Here is a 22,087-nt window from a genome sequence, read left to right as displayed (position 1 = left end):
CTGCCATGGCGTTTTTCAAGTTCCGTTTTCCGGGTCAAGCGGCCTCAACTCCAGCCACGGCCGAAACGGTCGCGCCTGGATCGGGCGAGAGCGTTGAGTGGGTGCGTCGACGCGCCCGCCATCGCCTGATCGGTGCCGTGGTTTTGGTCCTCCTCGCCGTGGTTGGCTTTCCATTGATGTTCGACACGCAGCCGCGCCCTGTGGCGGTTGATACCCCGATCCTGATTTCGGATCGTCCCTCCAATGCCCCTTTGAAAGTGACTCAGGCCCCACCTGCGCAAGCCAACCCTGGCAAACCCCTTTTGCCCGATGCCAAACCTTTGCCTGTCCAAGAGGGGTTGGATGCGAAAGAAGAGGTGGTTCAGACCGCCAAGCCTGCGCCTGCGGATGAGCCCAAGCCATTGCAAGAGCCTGCGCCCAAGCCGCCTGTGGTCAAGGATGAAGTCAAACCCGCACCCAGCAAAACCGACAATCCTGAATCTGCGGACAAGTCCAAAGACGATGGCAACAAAGCACGGGCTTTGCTGGAAGGCAAGCCCCCCGCAGCCGGGGGCGAACGGCATGTGGTGCAAGTGGGTGCCTTCAGTGATCAGGCCAAGGTCCGCGAAGTGCGCCGCAAGTTGGAGCAGGCGGGCTTGATCACCTTCACCCAGACGGTGGATGGCAAAGATGGCAAATCCACCACCCGGGTGCGGCTGGGGCCCTTCAGCAGCCGCGAAGAGGCTGAAAAAGCCGCTGCAAAGGTTCGCAAACTCGAGTTGTCAGCAGCCGTCTTGAGGATCTGACATGGCCATTGCCCTGACCGACTGGATTTTGTTGGCGGTGTTGCTGGCCTCCATGCTGGTGGGTTTGTGGCGCGGACTGGTTTACGAGGTGTTGTCCCTGGCAGGGTGGATTGCTGCCTTCATCCTGGCGCAGTGGTTGGCCGCCGATGCCGTGGCCTTTTTGCCTTTTCTCAAAGAAGCCGCGGCGCAGGTACAGCATGCGGTGGCATTTGCCCTGGTGTTTGTCGCAGCCTTGTTTGCGGCTGGATTGGTGTCCTGGCTGGTCAAAAAACTCGTGGAAACCGTGGGTTTACGACCGGTGGACCGAGCGCTCGGCGGCATTTTTGGTTTGGCGCGCGGCGTGGTGCTGTTGTTGGCCTTGACGGTGGTCCTGCAGTTGCTGGGGTTGTCTAAAGAAGATTGGTGGCGGGGCGCTGCGGGCCCGGCCTGGTTAGACCTCACGCTCAATGGCCTCAGGCCTTTGCTGCCGCAAGCGTTGGTTGATTATTTGCCTTGAACATTTCCGTGTGCGTCGATTTTTTGAACGGATAAAAGTATGTGTGGAATTGTCGGCGTTGTCAGCAGCGCCCCGGTCAACCAGTTGATTTATGACGCCTTGTTGCTTTTGCAGCACCGGGGTCAGGACGCGGCGGGCATTGTCACGCAGCTGGACCGCAAGTTTTTCATGCACAAGGCCAAGGGCATGGTGCGCGACGTGTTCCGCACCCGCAACATGCGCAGTTTGCCCGGAAACTGCGGCCTGGGGCAGGTGCGTTACCCCACGGCGGGCAACGCCTTCAGCGAAGAAGAAGCACAACCTTTTTATGTCAATGCCCCCTTTGGCTTGGTGCTGGTGCACAACGGCAACCTGACCAATGCGCACGCGCTCAAGGTCGAGTTGTTTTCCAACGACCACCGCCACATCAACACCGACAGTGATTCCGAAGTCCTGTTGAATGTGCTGGCCCACGAGCTGGAAAAAACCACGCGCGGTTTGCCGCTCAAACCCATGGATGTGTTTGAGGCCGTGCGCGGTGTGAACCGCCGTGTCAAAGGCTCTTACGCGGTGATCGCCTTGATTGCGGGTCACGGTTTGGTGGCTTTTCGCGATCCGCACGGCATCCGCCCCTTGTGCATGGGCCGCGGCCAAGACGGCTCCATCATGCTGGCCAGCGAGTCGGTGGCGTTGGATGGCACAGCACACCAGTTTGAGCGCGATGTGGCCCCGGGCGAAGCCATTTTTATCGACCTGGAAGGGCAAATGCACACCCAGCCCTGCGCCGAAAAAACGCAATTGAGCCCTTGCATTTTTGAGTACGTTTATTTGGCCCGCCCCGACTCCACCATGGACGGCATTTCGGTCTACCAAGCCCGCTTGAACCTGGGCGAGACGCTGGCCAAGCGTGTGATTTCGACCCTGCCGCCGAGCGACATCGATGTGGTGATCCCGATCCCCGAGTCCAGCCGTCCCAGCGCCACACAATTGGCGCATTTGTTGGGCATTCCTTACCGCGAGGGGTTTGTCAAAAACCGCTACGTGGGTCGCACGTTCATCATGCCGGGCCAAGCAGTGCGGAAAAAATCGGTGCGCCAAAAGCTCAACACCATCGTGAGCGAGTTCAAGGGCCGCAATGTGTTGTTGGTTGACGATTCCATCGTGCGCGGCACCACCAGCCGCGAGATCGTGCAGATGGCGCGTGACGCCGGTGCCCGTAAGGTCTACATGGCCAGTGCGGCGCCTCCAGTGCGTTACCCCAACGTGTATGGCATCGACATGCCGACCAGCCAAGAGCTGGTGGCGCACGGCCGCAGCATCGAAGAAATCCGCCAAATCATTGGTTGTGACGCCCTGATTTACCAAGACGTGGATGCCATGAAATCGGCCGTGGCCCAAGCGCGTGTCAACGCGGCGGGCGCGCTGTCAGATTTCGACGCGTCTTGCTTTGATGGGGTGTACGTGACGGGCGATATTTCTACCGACGACATCAGCCGTTTGAACCAAACCCGCCCTCAAGCCGAAGAGGGCGATGACGACAATTCGCGTTTGGTTTTGCCCAACGCCAGCGTGTGAGACAGCAACATGACAGAACCCTCCCGATTTGACGATTTGCACATCGAAACCCTGGCCGTTCGTGCAGCGGTCGAGCGCAGCCAGTACGGCGAAAACTCCGAGGCGCTTTACCTGACCAGCGGTTACGTGCAACCCACAGCAGAATCTGCCGCCCGCCGTTTTGCAGGCGATGAAGAAGGCTACACCTATGGCCGTTACGGCAACCCCACGGTCACCAGCATGGAAATCCGCTTGGCGGCCTTGGAGGGCACAGAAGCTGCCATGGGAACATCCTCGGGCATGTCTGCCATTTTGATGATGTGCATGGGCCTTTTGAAGGCGGGCGACCATGTGGTGTGCTCGCGCTCCATGTTCGGTTCGACCATCAAGCTGATTGGCTCGGACCTCGCCAAGTTTGGCGTGGAGTCCAGTTTTGTTTCACAAACCGATTTGAAAGAGTGGCAAGCGGCCGTCCGTCCCAACACGCGCTTGTTGTTTGCCGAAACCCCGACCAACCCCCTGACCGAGGTGTGCGATATTCAGGCGCTGGCCGACATCGCCCACAACGCAGGTGCTTTGTTTGCGGTGGACAACTGCTTTGCCACGCCATCCCTGCAGCGCCCTGTGGCCATGGGGGCCGATATCATCATGCATTCGGGCACCAAGTACCTGGACGGTCAGGGCCGCGTGATGGCGGGTGCCTTGTGCGCGCCGCAGCAGATGGTCACCGAGAAGTTTTTGCCGGTGCTCAAAAGCGGGGGCATGACGCTCGCGCCCTTCAACGCCTGGGTGGTGCTCAAGGGTCTGGAAACCCTGGACCTTCGCATGCGTGCGCAGAGCGCCCGTGCGCAAATTTTGGCCGAATGGCTGGAAAAACACCCCGCCGTAGCGCGGGTGCATTACCCCGCTTTGGCCAGTCACCCGCAGCACGAATTGGCCATGCGCCAGATGTCGGGCCTGGGCGGCGCGGTCTTGTCCTTCGAAGTGAAAGCCGAGGGCCCAGAGCAATCGCGACAACGCGCATTCCATGTGATGAACCAGATGAAAATGTTGTCGCTGGCGACCAATTTGGGCGACACCAAAACCATGGTGGCTCACCCCGCCAGCACTTCGCATGGGCGCCTCACCGAAGCGCAGCGCCAAGCCGCAGGCATTGGCCAAGGCCTGATCCGCGTGGCGGTGGGCTTGGAGTACCCGCTAGACATTCAGAAAGACCTGTCCCGTGGTCTCGACACCCTTTGATATGACCCACACCCTTTCAAGTGCGCCTGCACGCACCCGCACCCGCTTTGCCCCATCACCGACAGGCTTCATTCACCTGGGCAACATCCGCTCGGCTTTGTACCCCTGGGCCTTTGCCCGTGCTACGGGTGGCGACTTTATTTTGCGCATCGAAGACACCGATCTGGACCGTTCCACGCAAGCGTCTGTGGACGTGATCATCGAAGGCATGGCTTGGCTGGAATTGAACCACGACGAAGGCCCGTTCTATCAAATGCAACGCATGGACCGTTACAGGGCGGTCTTGGCCGAGCTCATTGCTGCAGGCCACGTTTACCCTTGCTACATGAGCATGGAAGCCTTGGACGCGCTGCGTGAGCGCCAAATGGCCAACAAGGAAAAGCCCCGCTATGACGGCACCTGGCGTCCAGCTGAGGGCAAAACCCTGCCCGAGATTCCCGAGGGCGTGAAGCCTGTGCTGCGCTTCATGAATCCGGTTGGCGGCGTGGTGGCATGGGACGACAAAGTCAAAGGTCGCATTGAGATCAGCAACGACGAGCTGGACGACTTGGTGATCGCCCGCCCCGACGGCACACCCACCTACAACTTTTGTGTGGTGGTGGACGACATCGACATGCAGATCACGCATGTGATTCGTGGTGACGACCATGTCAACAATACCCCACGTCAGATCAATATCTTTCACGCCCTGGGCAAAGTGCCCCCGGTGTATGCCCACTTGCCCACGGTGCTCAACGAGCAGGGCGAGAAGATGAGCAAGCGCAACGGGGCCAAAGCCGTGACAGCCTATCGCTGCGAAGGCTATTTGCCCGATGCCATGGTCAACTATTTGGCGCGCCTGGGTTGGAGTCACGGCGACGATGAAATTTTCAGCCGCGCGCAGTTTCTGGCGTGGTTCAATCTGGACCACTTGGGTCGCAGCGCTGCGCAGTTTGACGAAGCCAAACTCAAGTGGGTCAATGCCCAGCACCTCAAGGCCATGGACGACGCCGAGCTGGCCCGGCACGTTCAGCCTTTCTTGGCCAAATTGTCGGTGGAGGCCGACGAGCGCTTGGCCAGCATCTGCGGCTTGTTCAAAGACCGTTGCGACACGTTGGTGGTTTTGGCGCAATGGATTTCAGTCTTTTATTTGGACGTGGTGCCCAACGCTGAGGAAAAGACTTTGCATGTGACCGAAGCCGTCAAACCGGCTCTGGCCTTGTTGGCCGACAAGTTGGCGGGATGTGCTTGGGACAAGGCATCGATTGCGGCCATGATCAAGGAAACCTTGACTGAAACTGGCCTCAAAATGCCGCTCTTGGCCATGCCGGTTCGTGTGTTGGTGATGGGCACTGCACAGACACCCTCGCTGGACGCCGTGCTGGCCTTGAGTCACCGTGAAAAAATTCTGCGGCGCTTGAAAAACGCCTGAATTTCTGTCTATAATTCGGGTCTCGACACCAACGAGGCATAACGGTTCAGCAGCAATGCGCAACGTTGTACCAAAGGGGGTATAGCTCAGCTGGGAGAGCGCTTGCATGGCATGCAAGAGGTCATCGGTTCGATCCCGTTTACCTCCACCAAAGTGTCGAGATGATTCGAAAGAATCCGTCCAGGTTATGACCCTATCGTCTAGAGGCCTAGGACATCACCCTTTCACGGTGAGTACCGGGGTTCGAATCCCCGTAGGGTCGCCAAGTTTTGTAGCACTTGGCCAGTTTGCATCAGCTCTCTGGCAAAAGCTTCAGCTATCAGGAGTGGTAGTTCAGTTGGTTAGAATACCGGCCTGTCACGCCGGGGGTCGCGGGTTCGAGTCCCGTCCACTCCGCCAAAACGGAAAGCCTAAGTAGATTTCTACTTAGGCTTTTTTGTTTTGGAATCAGAGTCAGGCGCATTTTTCGCCTGCACGATGGATCACGCGTTTGCAAGCCCAAATCAGGGCTAGACGAGGTGAACACAGTTGCAGTAAGCTACAAGATTTTCAAGATAACGTGTTGTCAGTCATGGACAGTTTGCTTCCCGCCATTCCAGCCAAACGCTACTTCACCATTGGTGAGGTGGGCGAGTTGTGTGGCGTCAAGCCTCATGTTTTGCGGTATTGGGAGCAGGAGTTCACGCAACTCCGTCCGGTCAAACGACGGGGTAATCGCCGCTATTACCAGCGCCATGAAGTGATGATGATCCGCAGAATACGTGGGCTCTTGTACGACCAAGGCTTTACCATCAGCGGCGCACGAAACAAACTGCTGGAGCTGACCCAGAGTGAGCGTCAACTGATGCGCTCGGCGGCATTTCTGGATGATGGGCTGGAAGACAACAGCGCTGAGATTGAAGCGGCAGAGGGCATTCCGCCAGATGAACTGGCCCATGAGATGGCACCCCACCCGTTGTATCGGCCAGGTTTTGAATCGGCCTTGTCGGTTCACCAAGAGTTATTGCAAATTCGCGCGATGCTCACGGTCTGAATAGTCTTGAATTCAAGCTATAATTTGCAGCTTGTCGGCGTGTAGCGCAGCCTGGTAGCGCACTTGCATGGGGTGCAAGGGGTCGCGAGTTCGAATCCCGCCACGCCGACCATTTTTATTCATGAAATCAATGGGTTACATCTCTGAAAGTTGTAACCCGTTTTTCATTGTGCACTCGCCTTTGTGATGCGGCCAAGTCTTCCCCTCTATTTTTCAAGTGAACCCATGATCAGACCTGTTCTTGCCGAGTCCGCCATCCATCCCGGCATTCGCCCGTTCATTGCGCAATGGCATGGGGCTGTGGTTGCGCAAGTGCAAACGGCCATCGCCCAGCACCCTGTAGTGGTCGTGGGTTTGTCAGGCAATCCTTTTGTAGCCAAGGCGCGCAAGGCCTTGACCGCGGCTGGCTTGGCGCACGAATACATCGAATTTGGCAGCTATTTTTCGCAATGGCGTTTGCGCAATGCCTTGAAGATGTGGACTGGGTGGCCCACTTTCCCGATGGTCTTTGTGCGCGGCACCTTGGTCGGCGGAGCCAATGACCTGCGCCGCCTGATCGATAGCGGCGAACTTCAGACCATGCTGCAAGCCTGAAGCCCATGGCGTCCACCGCAAAACCCGAGTCGTGGCGCACCGAGGTGGGCGTGGGCGATGCGGTGGCGGTGCTCCATATTCCCGGCGCTCTCAAACGGTCACGCACGTTCGACATCGATGTGAGTTTGCTGGTGCGCGTGCCCGAAGACAACACTGATGCTTGGCACGCGTTGACGCTGGAGATCGACGGCAAGCGGCAATGGCACCGCCTCATCGCCAGCAACTGCCCGGGCCAGACCGATGGGCTCGATTACCACTGTCGATTGGTGCTTGAAGCGGGTCCGGCTCTGCGCATCCGCGCTGTGGCAGGCGCCCGGGGCGCGGTGGTGCAGCGACTGCAGATCGAAGCGCGAGAAGACCTTTAGCGTCAGCCGATCACGGCCAACTCGCGCAGCGGGCGGTTTTCTAACAAGCGCTCAAAGCCCAGCTCTTGCACGTCGATGGTCTGCGCTTGCCCCAGCAGCATCCACTCTGCCAGTGCCAGGCCAGCGCCTGCTGCGTGCTGCATGCCATGGCCTGAAAATCCGTTGATGAAATACAGATTGCACAGCGTCGGGTGCGGGCCGATCACGGCGTTGTGATCGAAGGTGTTCATCTCGTAAAAACCCGCCCAGGCCCGCTCCACCCGCAAGGCGGCCAGTGCCGGAATGCGGTGGGCCAGCGAGGCCCATTGTTCGTCGTTCCATTCGGCCCAGTCGGGCTCCAGCGGCAGGTTAGGTTCGGTGTTCAAAGGCTCAGCGCCGCTGATCAAAAACCGGCCTTCGGGCCGCAGCCACCAGCCGCTCGGGTCGATCAGCAAGGGGCACTGCGGCAGCGGCTCGGGACACGACAGCACAAACACCGAGCGACGAGCCGCTTCGACGGGCAAGTGCACATTGGCCATCGCCGCCACTTCGCCAGCCCAAGCCCCCGCCGCATTGACGACTTGCCCACAAAACACAGTGCCGCCACTGGCCAGCCGCACAGAGGTCACTTGTGTGGCCGTCTGGTCCATGCCCACCACCCGGTCGTGCAGGCGCTGCACACCTTGCGCCATGGCTTTTTTCAAGAATGCCTGGTGCAGGGCAGGGCCGTCAAACCAACCCTCGCCGCTCAGGCCCAGGCTGCCCAGCGCCACATCGTCCACGTTCAGCCAGGGGTAGCGCTGGCGAAGAACCTCGGGGCCAAGCAAGGCGACATCCGCCCCGGCTTGCTTTTGGATCTGGTGCGCGGTTTGCATGGCCGCCGCTTGTTCGGGCTGGGCCAAGTACAAATAGCCGGGCTCTTGCAAACCCAGCGCCACCGGGTGATCGGGCAGGCCCAGGTGCTGCTCGGCCTCGCGCAAAAACGCGATGCCATACTGGCTAAGTCGGATGTTGACGGGGCAGGTGAACTGCTGGCGAATGGAGCTGGCCGAGAGCGATGACGAGGCTTTTTCGTATCGCGTGTCCGACTCGACCAGCGTCACTTTCAAGCCCGGCTGCAAGCGCGTGAGCCACCAGGCGGTGGCCGCGCCCATGACACCGCTGCCAACGATGACCACATCGGTCAATTTTGGGTGACTGCTCATGCGTTTTTTTTAGAAAATGTAATTTGCTCAGCAGAAAGGTCGTGAACGGCCTGCTTTGTGCCATCTCGAATGGGCGGTCATCCGACCAACCCATCAGGGCTCATCTGAAATCCATAGTAAACAAGTTACGGATGTTACACGGGGCCACACGCACAGTTGCAAAGTCTGAAAGTGATAATGAAATAAGTAACTCGGCAAATTCGCAACGGGTTCGTTCATTCCTCTTGCTTGGACATCATGACAAAAAATTCTCTCCTGGGCATTGTGTGTGCCGTACTGCTTTCTGGTTGCACAACAGTCGACATGCGTGTGGCGAGCACAGGCCCCTCATACAGGGATGCGACCCTGGTTCAGCCCGACATCCTGTACCAGGAAACGCCGCAATCAAAATCAGTCATTGTGGGCTCACAGGTGTATGCCACAGTCAACAGCTGCTCGCTCATCCAACGCTACCGCATCCGCACCAACACAGACTTTACATCGGCTTTGAACTTGTTCAAAAACCGGGCCCACATGATGGGGGGCAAATGGGTCACGATAGTGCACCATTCCGAGGTGGACAACGTTGAAAACGCCTATGTGACGGGTAACCACGAAATCATTTTGCGCGAAGGCACAGACATGGGCAGTGCCCGGTTCCTGACCACCATTGTGGGGGACATTTACGACTGCCCTTGCAACATCACCAGCTGCTCCGGCCGCTAAACCATTCGAAAGATGCGCCAGCCATCGTGCATCTTCCGAATCCCGAATTTCCAGCTCAGCCTGTTCCTCTTGACGTATTGAATGGCCGCAATGCGGGCATTTTCGGCCAGCTTGAAGTCATCAAAAAACAAGCTGTCTCCGATGTCCATGCCATGAAACACATACCTGTGACGAACAGGAATGTCGAATCTTTCCGGCGATTTGGTGATGGTCAACATGGGTGCAATGAAACGATTCATCAAGAATCGACAGCAATCCCCTTAACTTGAGCCTGCGTCACAGTGCGGCGCTTTCAGGGGGCGCGACCTGTCTTTGCTTCAAACATCCAATTCGGCCAATGCCGCCCGGTACACCAGCCGTGCCGCCACCGTGTCCTCGACTGCCTGGCCCAGCGATTTGAAAATGATGATCGTGCCCGCTGGTGGTGGCGCACTACGGCCGCACAAAATTTCGCCCATCTCGGCTGCGACCTGTGCGCCAGACAACAGCACATCGCCCGATTCTTTTTCGGCGGCTTCGCGTTGATCGGCCACCACCCAGTGGCTCATGGCGGCGTTGTCCAGCTCGCGCCAGGTGGGCCGGGGCGCACCCACTGCCGCGACAAAAGCGCCGGGCTTGAGCCAAGCGCCTTGCAGCACCGGTTCGCTCGCATTGGTCACGGTGCACACGATGTCGGCGCCGCGCACCGCTTCTTCGGCGCTGGCGCAGGCCAGGCCGCCAATGTCGCGTGCGCACTGCTGCGCGTTGGCGGCCGTAGGGCTCCACACTCGAATTTCGGACACTTCGCGCACGGCCCGCAGCATTTGCGCGTGGCTGCGCGCCAGCACGCCGCTGCCCAGCATGGCCACCACCTGGGGAGTGCGCGGCACCAGCGCATCGGCCGCCACGGCAGAGGCCGCTGCCGTGCGCATGGCGGTGATGGTGTTGCCCTCCATAACCGCCAGCGTTTGGCCTGTGACCGGGTCCATCAGCACGATGGTGCTGAGCAGCGTGGGCAAACCTTTTTGCGCATTGCCGGGCACCAGCGTGATGAGCTTGGTGCTCAGCGCATCGCCCAGCTGGGCGGGTTTCAAAAACAGCAGGCCATCGTTGGATGCATCGCCAATGGGCATGACCATGCGCAGTGGCTGAACCACTTGGCCCAGCGTCAGCGCTACCAAGGCTTCGCGCACGCCTAGCAGCAAATCGGGCACGCTCAGCAGTTGCTGAACGCGGGCTTCGTCAAAGTAATGGACCATGTCAATTCTCTTGGTGAAGATTTTTCTGCGGGGGATTTTTTTTCTGAGGCGGCACCACCCAAGGGTTGGCCTGTAAATAAAGGGCTTCAAAGGCGTGGATGTCCGGTGCATGCGTCAGGCTCATGCCCACCGCATCCAGGCCGCGCAGCAGCATCTCTTGGTTCAGCGGGTCGATGTCAAAGCGCAAGGTTTGCCCATCGGCCGGGGTGTCCAGTGTTTGGGCTGCCAAGTCCATGGCCATTTGGCAGCGCTGCGGGTCTTGGGCCAGGGCCATCAAGCGGTCCACTTCAAAAGCAGGCAACACCAGCGCAGGCACGCCGTTGCGCATGCAGTTGTCGCTGAAAATGCCACCAAAGCTGGTGCCCAGCACGCAGCGGATGCCCAACTCGCGCATGCCCCACACCGCGTGCTCACGGCTGGAGCCACAACCAAAGTTGGGTCCCGTGATCAAAAACTTCGCCTCAGTCCAAGGGGCCTGGTTCATCACAAAATCGCTGCGCTTTTGGCCCAAAGCGTCAAAACGCATGTCGTGCAAAAAGCCTTTGGCCAGGCCTTGCCGATCAATTCCTTTGAGGAACTGCTTGGGCATGATCTGGTCGGTGTCCACATGCGGCAAGGGCAGGGCACAGGCGGTGCCTGAGAGGGAGGTGATGGCTTGAAATGGGGAAGTCATCACATCGCTTTCAATGACAGTGCAGGTTGCGCAAGTCAGTCAGCGTGCCTGTGACCGCCGCCGCCGCCACCATGGCGGGACTCATCAGGTGGGTGCGTGTGCCCAAGCCCTGGCGGCCTTCAAAGTTGCGGTTGGTGCTGGAGGCGCAGCGGTCCCCGGCGTTCAGGTGGTCTTCGTTCATGGCCACGCACATCGAGCAACCCGCCTGTCGCCATTCAAAACCCGCTTCTTCAAAAATGCGTCCCAGGCCTTCCGCCTCGGCCTGCGCGCGCACCATCGACGAGCCGGGCACCACCAAGGCACGCACGCCGGGTGCGACACGTCGGCCTTTCAAAAAACGCGCCGCATCGCGCAGGTCATCAATGCGGCTGTTGGTGCACGAGCCAATGAACGCGTGGCTGATGGGCACGCCCTGCAAGGCTTGACCGGGTTGCAGGTCCATGTAGGCCAAGGCGCGTTGCATGCCCTTGCGGCGTTGCGGGTCGCTTTCGTGGGCCGGGTCAGGCACCACACCGTCGATGGGCACACCTTGGTCTGGGCTGGTGCCCCAGGTCACGCGCGGGGCCAGCGTGCTGGCGTTCAGGCTGATCTCACGGTCAAACACCGCACCGTCGTCGCTGCGGAGCAAGCGCCACTGCGTCACGGCCGCGCCCCATGCTGCGCCTTGCGGCACCCGGGGGCGGCCATGCAAATACGCAAACAGCCGGTCATCGGGTGCCACGATGGCGCCCCGCGCCGCAGCTTCCACGCTCATGTTGCACAGCGTCAAGCGGCCCTCTACGCCCATGGCCCGAATCGCCTCGCCGGCGTACTCGATCACATGGCCCGAAGCCCCATCGGCCCCGATCTGCGCGATCAGGCTCAGCACCAGGTCTTTGGCCGTCACCCCGGCAGGCATCTGGCCTTGCACAGTGACGCACATGGTTTTTTGTGGGCGGTAAATCAGCGTCTGGGTGGCCAGCAGGTGCTCGATCTCGCTGCTGCCAATGCCAAAACCCAAAGCCCCCATGGCCCCGTGGGTGGTGGTGTGGCTGTCACCCGCCGCCATCACCATGCCCGGCAGCACCCAGCCTTGTTCACTGGCCACCACATGCTCAATGCCCTGACGCTCGTCCAGCATGTCAAACAGTTCAATGCCGTGCCGCGCGCAGTTCTCGGTCAGCGTACTCACCTGTCTGGCACGGTCGCCATCGACCAGCACCATGGTGCGTGCATTGCGTACCGGTGTGGTGGCGTTTACATGGTCCACCACCGCCAGGGTGGAAGCGGGGCGCCACACGTTGCGGCCTTGCGCGTGCAAGGCGGAAAACGCTTGTGGGCTGGTGTATTCGTTCAGAACCTGGCGGTCCACATACAACAAAATTTGCCCGCTGTTGCCCAGCGGCCGCACCGTGTGCGCATCCACGATGCGCTGGTACAGGGTTCGAGGGTTCATGACTGGTGTGTTGCCGCCGGGTCTGCTGCATAGGCGGCGGTGGCCGCCACCACGTCGTGCACGGCAATGTCGGCCACTGTCAAACCCGTGGGCAGCACAATCACGCCATCTGCATCGGCCACCAGGTGGTCGCCGGGCGTGAAGGTCACGCCGCCAAAATGCACCGACACATCGCGCTCGCCTGCACCGGTGCGGTTGCCGCGCTTGGGCACCGTGCCCAAAGCCTTCACGCCAATGTCGATGGTATTGAGCTCATCGGCATCGCGCACAACGCCATGAATGACCAGCCCCGCCCAGCCATTGCGCGCGGCCAGCTCGGCCATCACATCGCCAAACAACGCCCGGGCCACCGAGCCACCGCCGTCCATCACCAGCACTTGGCCCTGGCCAGGCTGGCTCACGGTGTCGCGCATCAAGGCAATGTCTTCGTGGATGCGCAGGGTGCGAATCGGCCCGGTGAAGGACCGTCGCAAGCCGTAACTTTGAAACAGCACAGCGCAGGCCTGCGCGTCATCGCAGGCATCACTCAGGTCAGTGGTTTTGGGAAGGAGTTTCACACATCAGTCCATGCGCACATTGGCGTCTTTGACCAGCTTGGCCCATGCAGCGCTGTCTTCGGGAATGAACGCCGCAAACGACTCGGGCGTGCCGCCAATGATTTCACCGCCTTGAGAAGCGATTTTTTCGGCCACATCCGGCAGCTTCAAAATCGCGGCAATCTCGGTGTTCAGGCGTCGGGTGATGTCGGCGGGCAACTTGGCTGGCCCCAGCACGGCAAACCACTGCAGCATCTCGGCATTGGGCACGCCGGCTTCGGCCAGGGTGGGCACATTGGGCATCAAGGGCGAGCGTTTTTCGCTGGTGATGGCCAACACCCGAAGCTTGCCCGCCTGGTAATGCGGCAACACATTGGGTGGGCTTTCAAAGTTGAGGTTCACCTGGCCGGACAGCAAATCCACAATCGCCTGGCCGCTGCCTTTGTAGGGAATGTGGTTCATTTGCGTCTGGGTGGCCAGCATGAAACGGGCCGCTGCCAAGTGCTGCGCGCTGCCGTTGCCCGACGACGCAAAGCTCAGGCCCATGGGCTTTTGTTTGGCCAGTGCCACAAACGAGCGCACATCGGTGGCGGGCACGCCAGGGTTCACCGTCAACAGCAAAGGCGTGGACGCCACACGGATGATGGGCGTGAAATCCTTCACCAAGTCGTAAGGCAATTTGGGGTAAAGCGCGGGGGCCACCGAGTTGGAATTGCTGTGGCCCAGCAGCAGCGTGTAGCCGTCGGGCCTGGCCTTGGCGACGATGTCGGCACCCACCGTGCCCGCAGCACCGGCCTTGTTGTCCACCACCACCGACTGCCCCAGCCGCTCTTGCAGCTTTTGCCCAATGGTGCGCGCCAGCACATCGGTGAAACCACCGGGCGCAAAACCCACCACAATGCGGATCGGTTTGTCAGGCCAGTTCTGTGCAAATGCGCCGGTGCTCAGGCAAAGGGCCAATGCCACAGCGCTGCGGCGTGAAATTGTGTTCAAGTTCATGGGTTGTCTCTTGGTTGTCGCGGTCAGTCAATCTGTGCGCCCGAAGCTTTGACCACCACGCTCCACTTGGCCAGGTCTTTTCTCAGCATGCCGGCAAACTCAGCGGGTTGGGTGATCAGCACATCGGCGCCTTGCGCATTGAAGCGCTCGATCACGTCCTTGGTTTTCAGCACCTCTTGCACATCCTGGTTGATGCGGCGAATCACCGCCGCCGGGGTCTTGGCCGGGGCAAAAAAACCAAACCAGGGCGACACATCAAACTCTTTGAAGCCCCCTTCGGCGATGGTGGGAATGTTCGGGAAGTTGCCCGAGCGGGCCGCACTGGTCACCGCCACCGGGCGCAGCGTGCCGCTTTTGATGGCCCCCGACACGGAAGGCAAGCTGGTGAACACCATGTTGATCTGGCCGCCCATCAGGTCCTGCATGGCCGGTGCCGCGCCACGGTAGGGAATGTGTTCGAGCTTGGTGTTGGCTGCAGCGTTGAACATGACGCCCAGCAAATGGTTCACCGAACCGTTGCCTGCAGAGCCAAAAGTCAAAGGCGAGCGCTGGCCTTGGTCCACCAGATCCTTGATGCTTTTGACGGGCGAATCAGGGCGCACCACCAACACAAAAGGCAGGGTGGCCAATGTGGCCACTGGCTCAAAGTCTTTTTCGGGATCAAAAGGCAGCTTTTTGTACAAAGCCGCGTTGATGGCGTGCGATCCGGCGTAGCTCATCAGCAGCGTGTGGCCGTCGGCCGTGGCCTGCGCCACATGCTCCATGCCCACGTTGCCACCCGCGCCTGCGCGGTTTTCGATCACCACCGCCTGGCCCCATTTCTCGCTCAGTTTTTGGCCTACGATGCGGGCCAGCGCGTCGGATGCGCCACCCGGCGTTTGCGGCACCACGATGCGCACGGGTTTTGACAAAAAATCTTGCGCCAGGGCCGCGCCCTGAACCAAGCACAAGCCCAAAGACAGTGCCAAAAAATTCCAACCACGATTGAACATGTCAGCTCCAAAAAACAAGAGCTTCAGAATGACACGAAGCGGCGGTTGCGCTTGTCTCGCGGCGGACATTTCAGATGGGGGTTTACCCAAGTGCCTGTGCAACAATGAAAACATGATCATTCGACAAATCGCAGGCGCATTGGGCGCTGAGCTGCACGGGGTTGACTTGACCCAGCCCCTCACGGCCGATCTGCAACAGGCCATTCGCGCCGCTTTGCTGCAGCACCAGGTTATTTTTTTCCGCAATCAGAATCTTGCGCCTGATCAATTCATGCGTTTTGCGCAAACCTTGGGTCAGCCGGTCGAATACCCTTTTGTCAAAGGCCTCGACGGCTTTCCCTGTGTCATCGAAGTCAAAAAGCTCGAACACGAAAAAGTCAACTTTGGTGGCATTTGGCACTCCGACACCACTTATTTGGAGCAGCCGCCCATGGGCTCGATGCTGCTGGCCAAAGAGGTGCCGCCTTATGGGGGCGACACCTTGTTTGCCAACCAATACATGGCTTGGGAGACGCTCTCTGACACCATGAAATCCCTGTTAAGTGGGCTGGTTGGCATCAGCAGTTCGGCCAAAGCCGATGTGTCCAAAACCCGCGAAGACCGCATCAAAAGCGATGGCAAAGACAGCGCCCCCAAAGCGTATTTGGCCCACCACCCGCTGGTGCGCACCCACCCCGAAACTGGCCGCAAAGCCCTTTATGTGAACGTGGCCCACACCTCGGGCATCGTCGGCATGACCGATGCCGAAAGCACACCCATCCTGAACTTTCTGTTTCAGCACCAGGTCAAGCCCGAGTTCACCTGCCGCTTTGTCTGGCAGCCCCACTCTTTGGCGGTGTGGGACAACCGCTGCACCCAGCATAACCCGGTCAACGATTACCACGGTTTTCGCCGGGTGATGCACCGCATCACCTTGGCGGGGGACCAACCCGTTTGATAATGGTCGAAGCGAGCACGGGGGCGTTTTTTGATCGACAGGGAGTGTGTGTGAAATTCAAAATGTCCGAGAAATCACTGTTTGCGGTGCTGTTGCGTTCGCCGTGGTGGATCAGTTTTGCGTTGGTGGCTGTGGTTGCCCTGGCGGCTGGGGCCTTGTTGCCCGAGAAGTACGCAGGCGTGGGCATGTTGGGGGGCTTCCCGTTCTTTGTGATCGGGTGCATGGCCTTTTGGCGACAGCGCAACGTACCCAGTCCAGCGCTGGTTGAAAAAGGTTTGCAAAGCCTTGGCGGCATGAGCTGGCGAGATTTCTCGGTGGTGCTGGACTCGGCCTTTACCCGCCAGGGTTACACCGTCACGCCACTCACAGGTGCGGCCGACATGCTGCTCGAGAAAAAGGGTGTGCGCACAGTGGTCAGTGCCAAACGCTGGAAAGCGGCCGCCATGGGCTTGGAGCCGCTGCGCGAACTGGTGGCCCACCGCGATGCGCTGGAGGCCAGCAACAGCGTTTGTATCAGCTTGGGGCAAGTCAGCACCAAAGCCGAGGATTACGCTGCAGAACACCGCATCACTTTGATCATGGGCATAGATTTGGTGATCTTGGTGGACAAAGAGGTCAAGGCCTTGTGAGCGCCAGCCATGCGGATCGGTTATGGGTGCCAGCTCGCTGGCATTCGGAAACAAAAGCAAAATCCTCAAAGCTCGGCCACGCCGGGCACCTCACTCTTTTGCCATAAAGGTTGAAACATGTTCATCCAAAACACTTGGTATGTGGCCTGCACCGAGGCCGAACTCGAAGCGCTGGGCAGTAAGCCCCTGGGGCGCACCATTTGCAATGAAAAAATGGTTTTTTTCAAAGGCCCCGACGGGCTAGTGGCAGCGGTTGAAGACTTCTGCCCCCATCGGGGTGCGCCCTTGTCGTTGGGCAAGGTTTGTCAGGGCAGACTGGTGTGTGGTTACCACGGTCTGGAGATGGGCTGTGAGGGCAAAACCGTGCACATGCCGGGTCAGCGCGTGCGCGGCTTTCCAGCGATCAAAGCCTTCGCCGTGGCGCAGCGCTACGGTTTTGTCTGGGTTTGGCCGGGCGATCAGGCCAAGGTCGACCAAGCCCTTTTGCCCCATTTCGAGTTTTTCGATAACACTGCCTGGGCCTACGGTGGCGGGCTTTACCACGTCAAGGCCGATTACCGCCTGATGATCGACAACCTGATGGACCTGACACACGAGACCTACGTGCATGCCAACAGCATCGGCCAGCCCGAGATCGACGAGACACCCAGCGAAACCAAGGTCAACGGCGACCAAGTCGTCTTGCAGCGCCACATGCAAGGCATTCAGGCCCCCCCTTTTTGGCAAATGGCCATGAGCGCCAACGGCCTAGACCCGCAGGCCAAGGTGGACCGCTGGCAGATTTGCCGCTTTTCGCCGCCCAGCCACGTCATGATCGACGTGGGTGTGGCCCTGACCGGCAAAGGCGGCTTTGACGCTGCACCCGAGCACAAGGCCTACAGCGTGGTGGTTGACTTCATCACGCCTGAGACCGAGACCTCACACTGGTACCACTGGGGCATGGCGCGCCAGTTCAAGCCCGAAGACGCAGCGTTGACCGACAAGATCCGCGCAGGGCAAGGCGGCATTTTCAATGAAGACATGGAGATGCTGCAACTTCAGCAAGCCAACATCAGCCAATGGCCTGAGCGCAAACTCATGATGCTCAACATCGATTCGGGCGGCGTGCAGTCGCGCCGTATCATCGACCGTTTATTGGCCCAGGAAAACGCCTCCGAGATCACCGCATGAGCACCCCAGACTTGACACAGACCCCCATCGATGCCGATGGCAGCTTCGAAGTTCACTTGCAAAAAAGTGGCCAGACCTTGAAGGTGGGCAAAGAGCAAAGCATCTTGAGCGCGCTGCAGGACGCTGGCCACGAGGTGCCGTTTTCCTGCTCTCAAGGTGTGTGCGGCACCTGCCTGACCCAGGTGGTTGCGGGCACACCCGACCATTGGGACATGTTCCTCACCCCTGAGGAGCAAGAGGCGAACACGCAGATGCTGATTTGCTGTTCGCGCAGCCAGACGGCAAGGCTCGTGCTGGACCTGTGATCAGAGCTTCTTGACCAGCACCTGGCTCTTGCGGTCCCAGTTGTATTTGCGCTTTCGCGCTTCGGGGAGCCAGTCGGGATCTTGCTGAACAAAGCCGCGCTTGATGAACCAGTGCATGGTGCGGGTGGTCAGCACAAAGATGCTTTTGACCCCCATGGCGCGTGCCCGTTGTTCGATGCGCTTGAGCACCTTTTCACCGTCGCCTTGACCTTGCGACTGGGGCGAGACGGTGAGCGCCGCCATCTCGGCCGTTTTGCTCTCGGGGTAGGGGTAGAGCGCGGCGCAGGCAAAGATCACACCGTCGTGGTCAATGATGGTGTAGTGGTCGATGTCGCGTTCGATCTCGGTGCGGTCGCGCTTGACCAAGGTGCCGTCTTTCTCGAACGGCTCAATCAATTGCAAGATGCCGCCCACGTCGTCCGAGGTGGCTTCGCGCAGCTCTTCGAGTTTTTCATCGATGACCATGGTGCCAATGCCGTCGTGCACATACACCTCCAGCAACAAAGCGCCGTCCACCGCAAAGGGCAGGATGTGCGAGCGCTCCACGCCTTCTTCGCAGGCCTTCACGCAGTGCTGCAAATAAAAGCCGATGTCGGTGGGCTCGGTGGGGGGCGGCAGCGAAGCCAACAACTGCTTGGCCGCGGCCAATGGCAGTTCGGTGTCAATGGGGTTGTCCTCACTGGCCGGGGCATGGGGCTCGATGCGGATGCCGGGCACCTCGGTCACAAAAATCAACTTGTCTGCCTGCAACTCGGCGGCCACGCTGGTGGCCACTTCTTCCATGGACAGGTTGAACGCCTCGCCCGTCGGCGAAAAGCCAAAGGGCGAGAGCAGCACCATCGCGCCCATGTCCAGCGTGCGCATGATGCCGTCCACGTCCACCTTGCGCACCAGACCCGAGTGGATGAAATCCACGCCATCGACAATGCCCACCGGCCGTGCGGTGATGAAGTTGCCCGAAATCACTCGCACCGTCGAGCCCGCCATGGGCGTGTTGGGCAGGCCCTGGCTAAAGGCCGCCTCGATCTCGTAGCGCAGCTGGCCTGCTGCCTCTTGGGCGCAGTCCAGCGCCACACTGTCGGTGATGCGGATACCGTGCGCGTATTTGGGCGTGTGGCCTTTGGCTGCCAGTTGTTCGTTGACCTGCGGGCGAAAGCCGTGAACCAGCACGATCTTCACGCCCATGCTCTGGATCAGGGCCAGATCTTGCGCCAGGTTTTGCAGCTTGCCCGCCGCAATCGCCTCGCCCGCGATGCCCACCACAAAGGTCTTGCCCCGGTGCATGTGGATGTAAGGCGCCACCGACCGGAACCAGGGCACGAAGGTGAAATTGAAAACTGTGGACATGGGCTAGCGGCTTAACAAATGGAGGTTGTCGGCAGGGAGGAGTTTTTTGAAGTCGCGGTCGAAGGTATGGACCACCTCGCCCAATTGCAAGACCGATGCAGCGATCCAGGCATCGGAGACCAGATTCGGCGTGACAGCCGCTTGAAGGCACAAGTCTCTGAAGCCCGGCCAAGGGCTGCCTGCGGATTGAAAAACCACGCCTGGAGAAATGAGCAGCGCATCTACAAAGTCCATGGCTTGCTGCAAAGAGCTGGGTTTGATGAAAATCTGTGCGTTGGTCACAATCCGGATGAAACCCGAAACGACCGTTCCCAACAAAACGACGCTCGGATGGAGAGGTCGTTTTGTGGCTTGTTGAAGTTGAGACTGCAAATGTGCAAAGGCCAGTGAATGGTGCGGGTGATCCAGCCGCATGGCCGCGACCAACAGATTGACGTCGGGTGTCATGTTGGAAATTTGTACTCAGCGGCATCTATGGCATCGAACATGGAGCGGTTGCTGCAGGGGTCGATGCCTGGCAGCAAACCGCCGCTGCCTCCGGTCGGCAGTTTGGGGATCACCAATGGCGCAGTGGGCATGTCCTGCCGCACATAGGCCGACAGCATCTCGCGCACCTTGGCGCTCAGCGAGGTGCCTTCTTGAATGGCCTTGATGCGGGCTTGTTTGACGAGGTTTTCGTCGAGCGAAATGGTCAGATTGGTCATGAAAAATCTCCGTCCCGAAAGTTCACGTGAACCAGTGTAGCACGTGAAAACGTGTCGTGGGATAATCCAGCCCGTGACCGACCCCGCAAACCTTATCCCCCTCCAAATCGACTTCCCCGAAGGCCTGCCGGTCTCGGCCCGCCGTGACGAAATCATGGCCGCCATGGACCAGCACCAGGTCATCATTGTTTGCGGTGAGACCGGCTCAGGCAAGACCACGCAGTTGCCCAAAATCGCGCTGGCGATGGGGCGCGGCAAGCTGAACGCCAAGCCCGGCGAACGCGCCCGCATGATTGGCCACACCCAGCCCCGGCGCATTGCGGCCAGCTCGGTGGCCAAACGCATTGCTGAGGAGTTGAAGACGCCATTGGGCGAGGTGGTGGGTTTCAAGGTGCGGTTTCAAGACCGTTTGAGCAAAAACGCGTCCGTCAAACTGATGACCGACGGTATTTTGCTGGCCGAAACCCAGACCGACCCGCTGCTGCAGGCCTATGACACCATCATCATCGACGAGGCGCACGAACGCAGCCTGAACATCGACTTCTTGCTGGGCTACCTGCGCCAAATTTTGCCGCGCCGCCCCGACCTCAAAATCGTCGTCACCTCGGCCACCATCGACGCTGACCGCTTTGCCAAGCACTTTGCCTCGCGCCACGGTCCGGCCCCGGTCATCATGGTCTCTGGCCGCACCTTTCCAGTCGAGCAGCGTTACCGCCCGTTTGAAGAAACGCGTGACTACGGCCTGAACGAGGCCATGGCCGACGGTGTGGACGAACTCTGGCAAGGCGGGGCAGGGGGCGACATCCTGATCTTTTTGCCCGGCGAGCGCGAAATCCGCGAAGCCGCCGACCACTTGCGCAAACACCTGTCGCACCAGCCGCTCACACGCGGGGCCGAAGTGCTGCCGCTGTTTGCCCGCTTGTCGCAGGCCGAGCAAGACCAGATTTTTGAAGCATCGAACGGCCGCCGCATTGTGCTGGCCACCAACGTGGCCGAAACCTCGCTCACGGTGCCTGGCATCCGTTACGTGATCGACGCTGGCACCGCCCGCGTCAAGCGCTACAGCCTGCGCAGCAAGGTTGAGCAGCTCATGGTCGAGCCGATCAGCCAGGCGGCGGCCAACCAGCGTGCTGGCCGTTGCGGCCGCGTGGCCAACGGCATTTGTATTCGCCTGTACGACGACCAAGACTTTGCCGGCCGTCCGCGTTTTACCGACCCGGAAATTTTGCGTTCGTCATTGGCGGGCGTGATCTTGCGCATGAAGAGCCTGCACCTGGGCGTGGTGGAAGACTTTCCGTTCATCGAAGCGCCGTCCAAACGCGCCATCACCGACGGCTACCAACTGCTGGCCGAGCTGGGCGCGGTGGACGACGACAACGAGCTGACGCCCATTGGAAAAGAGCTGGCCCGCCTGCCGCTGGACCCCCGTGTGGGCCGCATGATCTTGGAAGCCCGTGGTCGCGAAGCGCTGGACGAAGTGCTGGTCATCGCCAGCGCCATGAGCGTGCAAGACGTGCGCGACCGCCCCATGGACGCGCAAGCCCAGGCCGACCAACAACACGCCAAGTTTGACGACGACAAGAGCGAATTCACCGGTTACCTGAAGCTGTGGAAATGGATTCACGACGCCCGTGGCGGCCCATCTATGTTAATTGGGGTCAGATCCCAATTAAATCCAGCTGCTTCTGCGGGTCAAAACAATCGGGATCTGACCCCAATTAAAGGGCGGCAGATGGCGGCGCAAGAAGCGCCGCAGCACAAGCTGAGCAACCGC

The 22,087-nt window shown here is 59.7% G+C and carries 25 protein-coding genes and 4 tRNA genes; 18 read left to right on the top strand and 11 right to left on the bottom strand.

Going from position 1 to position 22,087, the window contains the following annotated elements:
* The first annotated feature begins 5 nt into the window (after window positions 1-5).
* The 12 genes from ACIQ47_RS06575 to ACIQ47_RS06520 all read left to right on the top strand — a co-directional run bounded on the left by ACIQ47_RS06575 (window position 6) and on the right by ACIQ47_RS06520 (window position 7,459).
* Window positions 6-785 carry an SPOR domain-containing protein gene (locus tag ACIQ47_RS06575; RefSeq protein WP_396437378.1) on the top strand — a complete coding sequence of 260 codons (780 nt, stop codon included), beginning with the start codon at window positions 6-8 and terminating at the stop codon, window positions 783-785.
* Between the two features lie 7 nt (window positions 786-792).
* A complete protein-coding gene (locus ACIQ47_RS06570) occupies window positions 793-1,281 on the top strand; it encodes a CvpA family protein (protein WP_396437386.1) in 489 nt (162 codons plus the stop codon).
* A 39-nt stretch (window positions 1,282-1,320) separates the two neighbouring features.
* Complete coding sequence (gene purF / locus ACIQ47_RS06565; protein ID WP_396437377.1) at window positions 1,321-2,835, top strand: amidophosphoribosyltransferase; 1,515 nt, start codon at window positions 1,321-1,323, stop codon at window positions 2,833-2,835.
* A gap of 9 nt (window positions 2,836-2,844) precedes the next feature.
* On the top strand, window positions 2,845-4,056 hold the full coding sequence (locus ACIQ47_RS06560; protein ID WP_396437376.1) for an O-succinylhomoserine sulfhydrylase: 1,212 nt from the start codon (window positions 2,845-2,847) through the stop codon (window positions 4,054-4,056).
* Between the two features lies 1 nt (window position 4,057).
* Complete coding sequence (gene gltX / locus ACIQ47_RS06555) at window positions 4,058-5,467, top strand: glutamate--tRNA ligase (RefSeq protein WP_396437375.1); 1,410 nt, start codon at window positions 4,058-4,060, stop codon at window positions 5,465-5,467.
* A gap of 75 nt (window positions 5,468-5,542) precedes the next feature.
* Window positions 5,543-5,618, top strand: a tRNA-Ala gene (locus tag ACIQ47_RS06550).
* 38 nt (window positions 5,619-5,656) lie between these two features.
* A tRNA-Glu gene (locus ACIQ47_RS06545) sits at window positions 5,657-5,732 on the top strand.
* Window positions 5,733-5,789: 57 nt separating this feature from the next.
* Window positions 5,790-5,866 (top strand) — tRNA-Asp (locus tag ACIQ47_RS06540).
* 172 nt (window positions 5,867-6,038) lie between these two features.
* Window positions 6,039-6,500, top strand: coding sequence for a MerR family transcriptional regulator (locus ACIQ47_RS06535; protein ID WP_396437385.1), 462 nt, complete (start codon window positions 6,039-6,041; stop codon window positions 6,498-6,500).
* Between the two features lie 35 nt (window positions 6,501-6,535).
* Window positions 6,536-6,612 (top strand) — tRNA-Pro (locus tag ACIQ47_RS06530).
* A gap of 113 nt (window positions 6,613-6,725) precedes the next feature.
* The gene (locus tag ACIQ47_RS06525; RefSeq protein ID WP_396437374.1) at window positions 6,726-7,094 is read left to right on the top strand and encodes a glutaredoxin domain-containing protein; all 369 of its coding nucleotides are present in this window, start codon (window positions 6,726-6,728) and stop codon (window positions 7,092-7,094) included.
* Window positions 7,095-7,099: 5 nt separating this feature from the next.
* Entirely contained in the window at window positions 7,100-7,459 is a 360-nt protein-coding gene (locus tag ACIQ47_RS06520; RefSeq protein WP_396437373.1) for a hypothetical protein, read from the top strand.
* A 2-nt stretch (window positions 7,460-7,461) separates the two neighbouring features.
* On the opposite strand, the gene ACIQ47_RS06515 is transcribed toward ACIQ47_RS06520, so the two are convergent.
* Entirely contained in the window at window positions 7,462-8,643 is a 1,182-nt protein-coding gene (locus tag ACIQ47_RS06515; RefSeq protein WP_396437372.1) for an NAD(P)/FAD-dependent oxidoreductase, read from the bottom strand.
* A gap of 237 nt (window positions 8,644-8,880) precedes the next feature.
* On the opposite strand from ACIQ47_RS06515, the gene ACIQ47_RS06510 reads away from it, so the two are divergent.
* Window positions 8,881-9,348, top strand: coding sequence for a hypothetical protein (locus ACIQ47_RS06510; RefSeq protein WP_396437371.1), 468 nt, complete (start codon window positions 8,881-8,883; stop codon window positions 9,346-9,348).
* Here the strand turns inward: ACIQ47_RS06510 and ACIQ47_RS06505 are convergent.
* From ACIQ47_RS06505 to ACIQ47_RS06475, 7 genes are all read right to left on the bottom strand, one after another.
* Entirely contained in the window at window positions 9,345-9,566 is a 222-nt protein-coding gene (locus ACIQ47_RS06505; RefSeq protein ID WP_396437370.1) for a hypothetical protein, read from the bottom strand. The genes ACIQ47_RS06510 and ACIQ47_RS06505 overlap by 4 nt on opposite strands.
* Before the next feature lie 99 nt (window positions 9,567-9,665).
* Window positions 9,666-10,586, bottom strand: coding sequence for an ornithine cyclodeaminase family protein (locus ACIQ47_RS06500; protein ID WP_396437369.1), 921 nt, complete (start codon window positions 10,584-10,586; stop codon window positions 9,666-9,668).
* A gap of 1 nt (window position 10,587) precedes the next feature.
* Window positions 10,588-11,259, bottom strand: a complete 672-nt coding sequence (gene leuD, locus ACIQ47_RS06495; protein WP_396437368.1) for a 3-isopropylmalate dehydratase small subunit — start codon at window positions 11,257-11,259, stop codon at window positions 10,588-10,590.
* A gap of 10 nt (window positions 11,260-11,269) precedes the next feature.
* Complete coding sequence (gene leuC / locus ACIQ47_RS06490) at window positions 11,270-12,694, bottom strand: 3-isopropylmalate dehydratase large subunit (protein ID WP_396437367.1); 1,425 nt, start codon at window positions 12,692-12,694, stop codon at window positions 11,270-11,272.
* On the bottom strand, window positions 12,691-13,251 hold the full coding sequence (gene rraA, locus ACIQ47_RS06485; RefSeq protein ID WP_396437366.1) for a ribonuclease E activity regulator RraA: 561 nt from the start codon (window positions 13,249-13,251) through the stop codon (window positions 12,691-12,693). Before rraA ends, leuC begins: the two co-directional genes overlap by 4 nt.
* A 3-nt stretch (window positions 13,252-13,254) precedes the next feature.
* Window positions 13,255-14,229 (bottom strand): Bug family tripartite tricarboxylate transporter substrate binding protein, encoded by a 975-nt coding sequence (locus ACIQ47_RS06480; RefSeq protein ID WP_396437365.1) that lies wholly within the window; start codon window positions 14,227-14,229, stop codon window positions 13,255-13,257.
* 23 nt (window positions 14,230-14,252) lie between these two features.
* The gene (locus ACIQ47_RS06475) at window positions 14,253-15,221 is read right to left on the bottom strand and encodes a Bug family tripartite tricarboxylate transporter substrate binding protein (protein ID WP_396437364.1); all 969 of its coding nucleotides are present in this window, start codon (window positions 15,219-15,221) and stop codon (window positions 14,253-14,255) included.
* 112 nt (window positions 15,222-15,333) lie between these two features.
* On the opposite strand from ACIQ47_RS06475, the gene ACIQ47_RS06470 reads away from it, so the two are divergent.
* The 4 genes from ACIQ47_RS06470 to ACIQ47_RS06455 all read left to right on the top strand — a co-directional run bounded on the left by ACIQ47_RS06470 (window position 15,334) and on the right by ACIQ47_RS06455 (window position 18,262).
* Entirely contained in the window at window positions 15,334-16,158 is an 825-nt protein-coding gene (locus tag ACIQ47_RS06470; RefSeq protein WP_396437363.1) for a TauD/TfdA dioxygenase family protein, read from the top strand.
* Window positions 16,159-16,220: 62 nt separating this feature from the next.
* Window positions 16,221-16,787, top strand: coding sequence for a restriction endonuclease (locus ACIQ47_RS06465; RefSeq protein ID WP_396437362.1), 567 nt, complete (start codon window positions 16,221-16,223; stop codon window positions 16,785-16,787).
* 117 nt (window positions 16,788-16,904) lie between these two features.
* Entirely contained in the window at window positions 16,905-17,957 is a 1,053-nt protein-coding gene (locus ACIQ47_RS06460) for a Rieske 2Fe-2S domain-containing protein (protein WP_396437361.1), read from the top strand.
* A complete protein-coding gene (locus ACIQ47_RS06455) occupies window positions 17,954-18,262 on the top strand; it encodes a 2Fe-2S iron-sulfur cluster-binding protein (RefSeq protein ID WP_396437360.1) in 309 nt (102 codons plus the stop codon). Before ACIQ47_RS06460 ends, ACIQ47_RS06455 begins: the two co-directional genes overlap by 4 nt.
* Here the strand turns inward: ACIQ47_RS06455 and argA are convergent, their stop codons facing one another.
* Genes argA through ACIQ47_RS06440 form a run of 3 tightly spaced genes read right to left on the bottom strand, consistent with a single transcriptional unit; the run spans window position 18,263 to window position 20,313 of the window.
* Window positions 18,263-19,609 carry an amino-acid N-acetyltransferase gene (gene argA, locus ACIQ47_RS06450; RefSeq protein WP_396437359.1) on the bottom strand — a complete coding sequence of 449 codons (1,347 nt, stop codon included), beginning with the start codon at window positions 19,607-19,609 and terminating at the stop codon, window positions 18,263-18,265.
* A 3-nt stretch (window positions 19,610-19,612) separates the two neighbouring features.
* Complete coding sequence (locus ACIQ47_RS06445) at window positions 19,613-20,056, bottom strand: TA system VapC family ribonuclease toxin (protein ID WP_396437358.1); 444 nt, start codon at window positions 20,054-20,056, stop codon at window positions 19,613-19,615.
* Window positions 20,053-20,313 carry a ribbon-helix-helix protein, CopG family gene (locus ACIQ47_RS06440; protein ID WP_296291407.1) on the bottom strand — a complete coding sequence of 87 codons (261 nt, stop codon included), beginning with the start codon at window positions 20,311-20,313 and terminating at the stop codon, window positions 20,053-20,055. Before ACIQ47_RS06440 ends, ACIQ47_RS06445 begins: the two co-directional genes overlap by 4 nt.
* A 94-nt stretch (window positions 20,314-20,407) precedes the next feature.
* On the opposite strand from ACIQ47_RS06440, the gene hrpA reads away from it, so the two are divergent.
* Window positions 20,408-22,087: ATP-dependent RNA helicase HrpA (hrpA, locus tag ACIQ47_RS06435; RefSeq protein WP_396437384.1), on the top strand; the 1,680-nt coding region annotated here is incomplete at its 3' end.

The organism is Limnohabitans sp. (assembly GCF_044373035.1).
Lineage (GTDB): Bacteria > Pseudomonadota > Gammaproteobacteria > Burkholderiales > Burkholderiaceae_C > Limnohabitans_A.
Note: the sequence above shows the minus strand (reverse complement) of the source record. Positions and strands in the feature narration are given on the sequence as shown.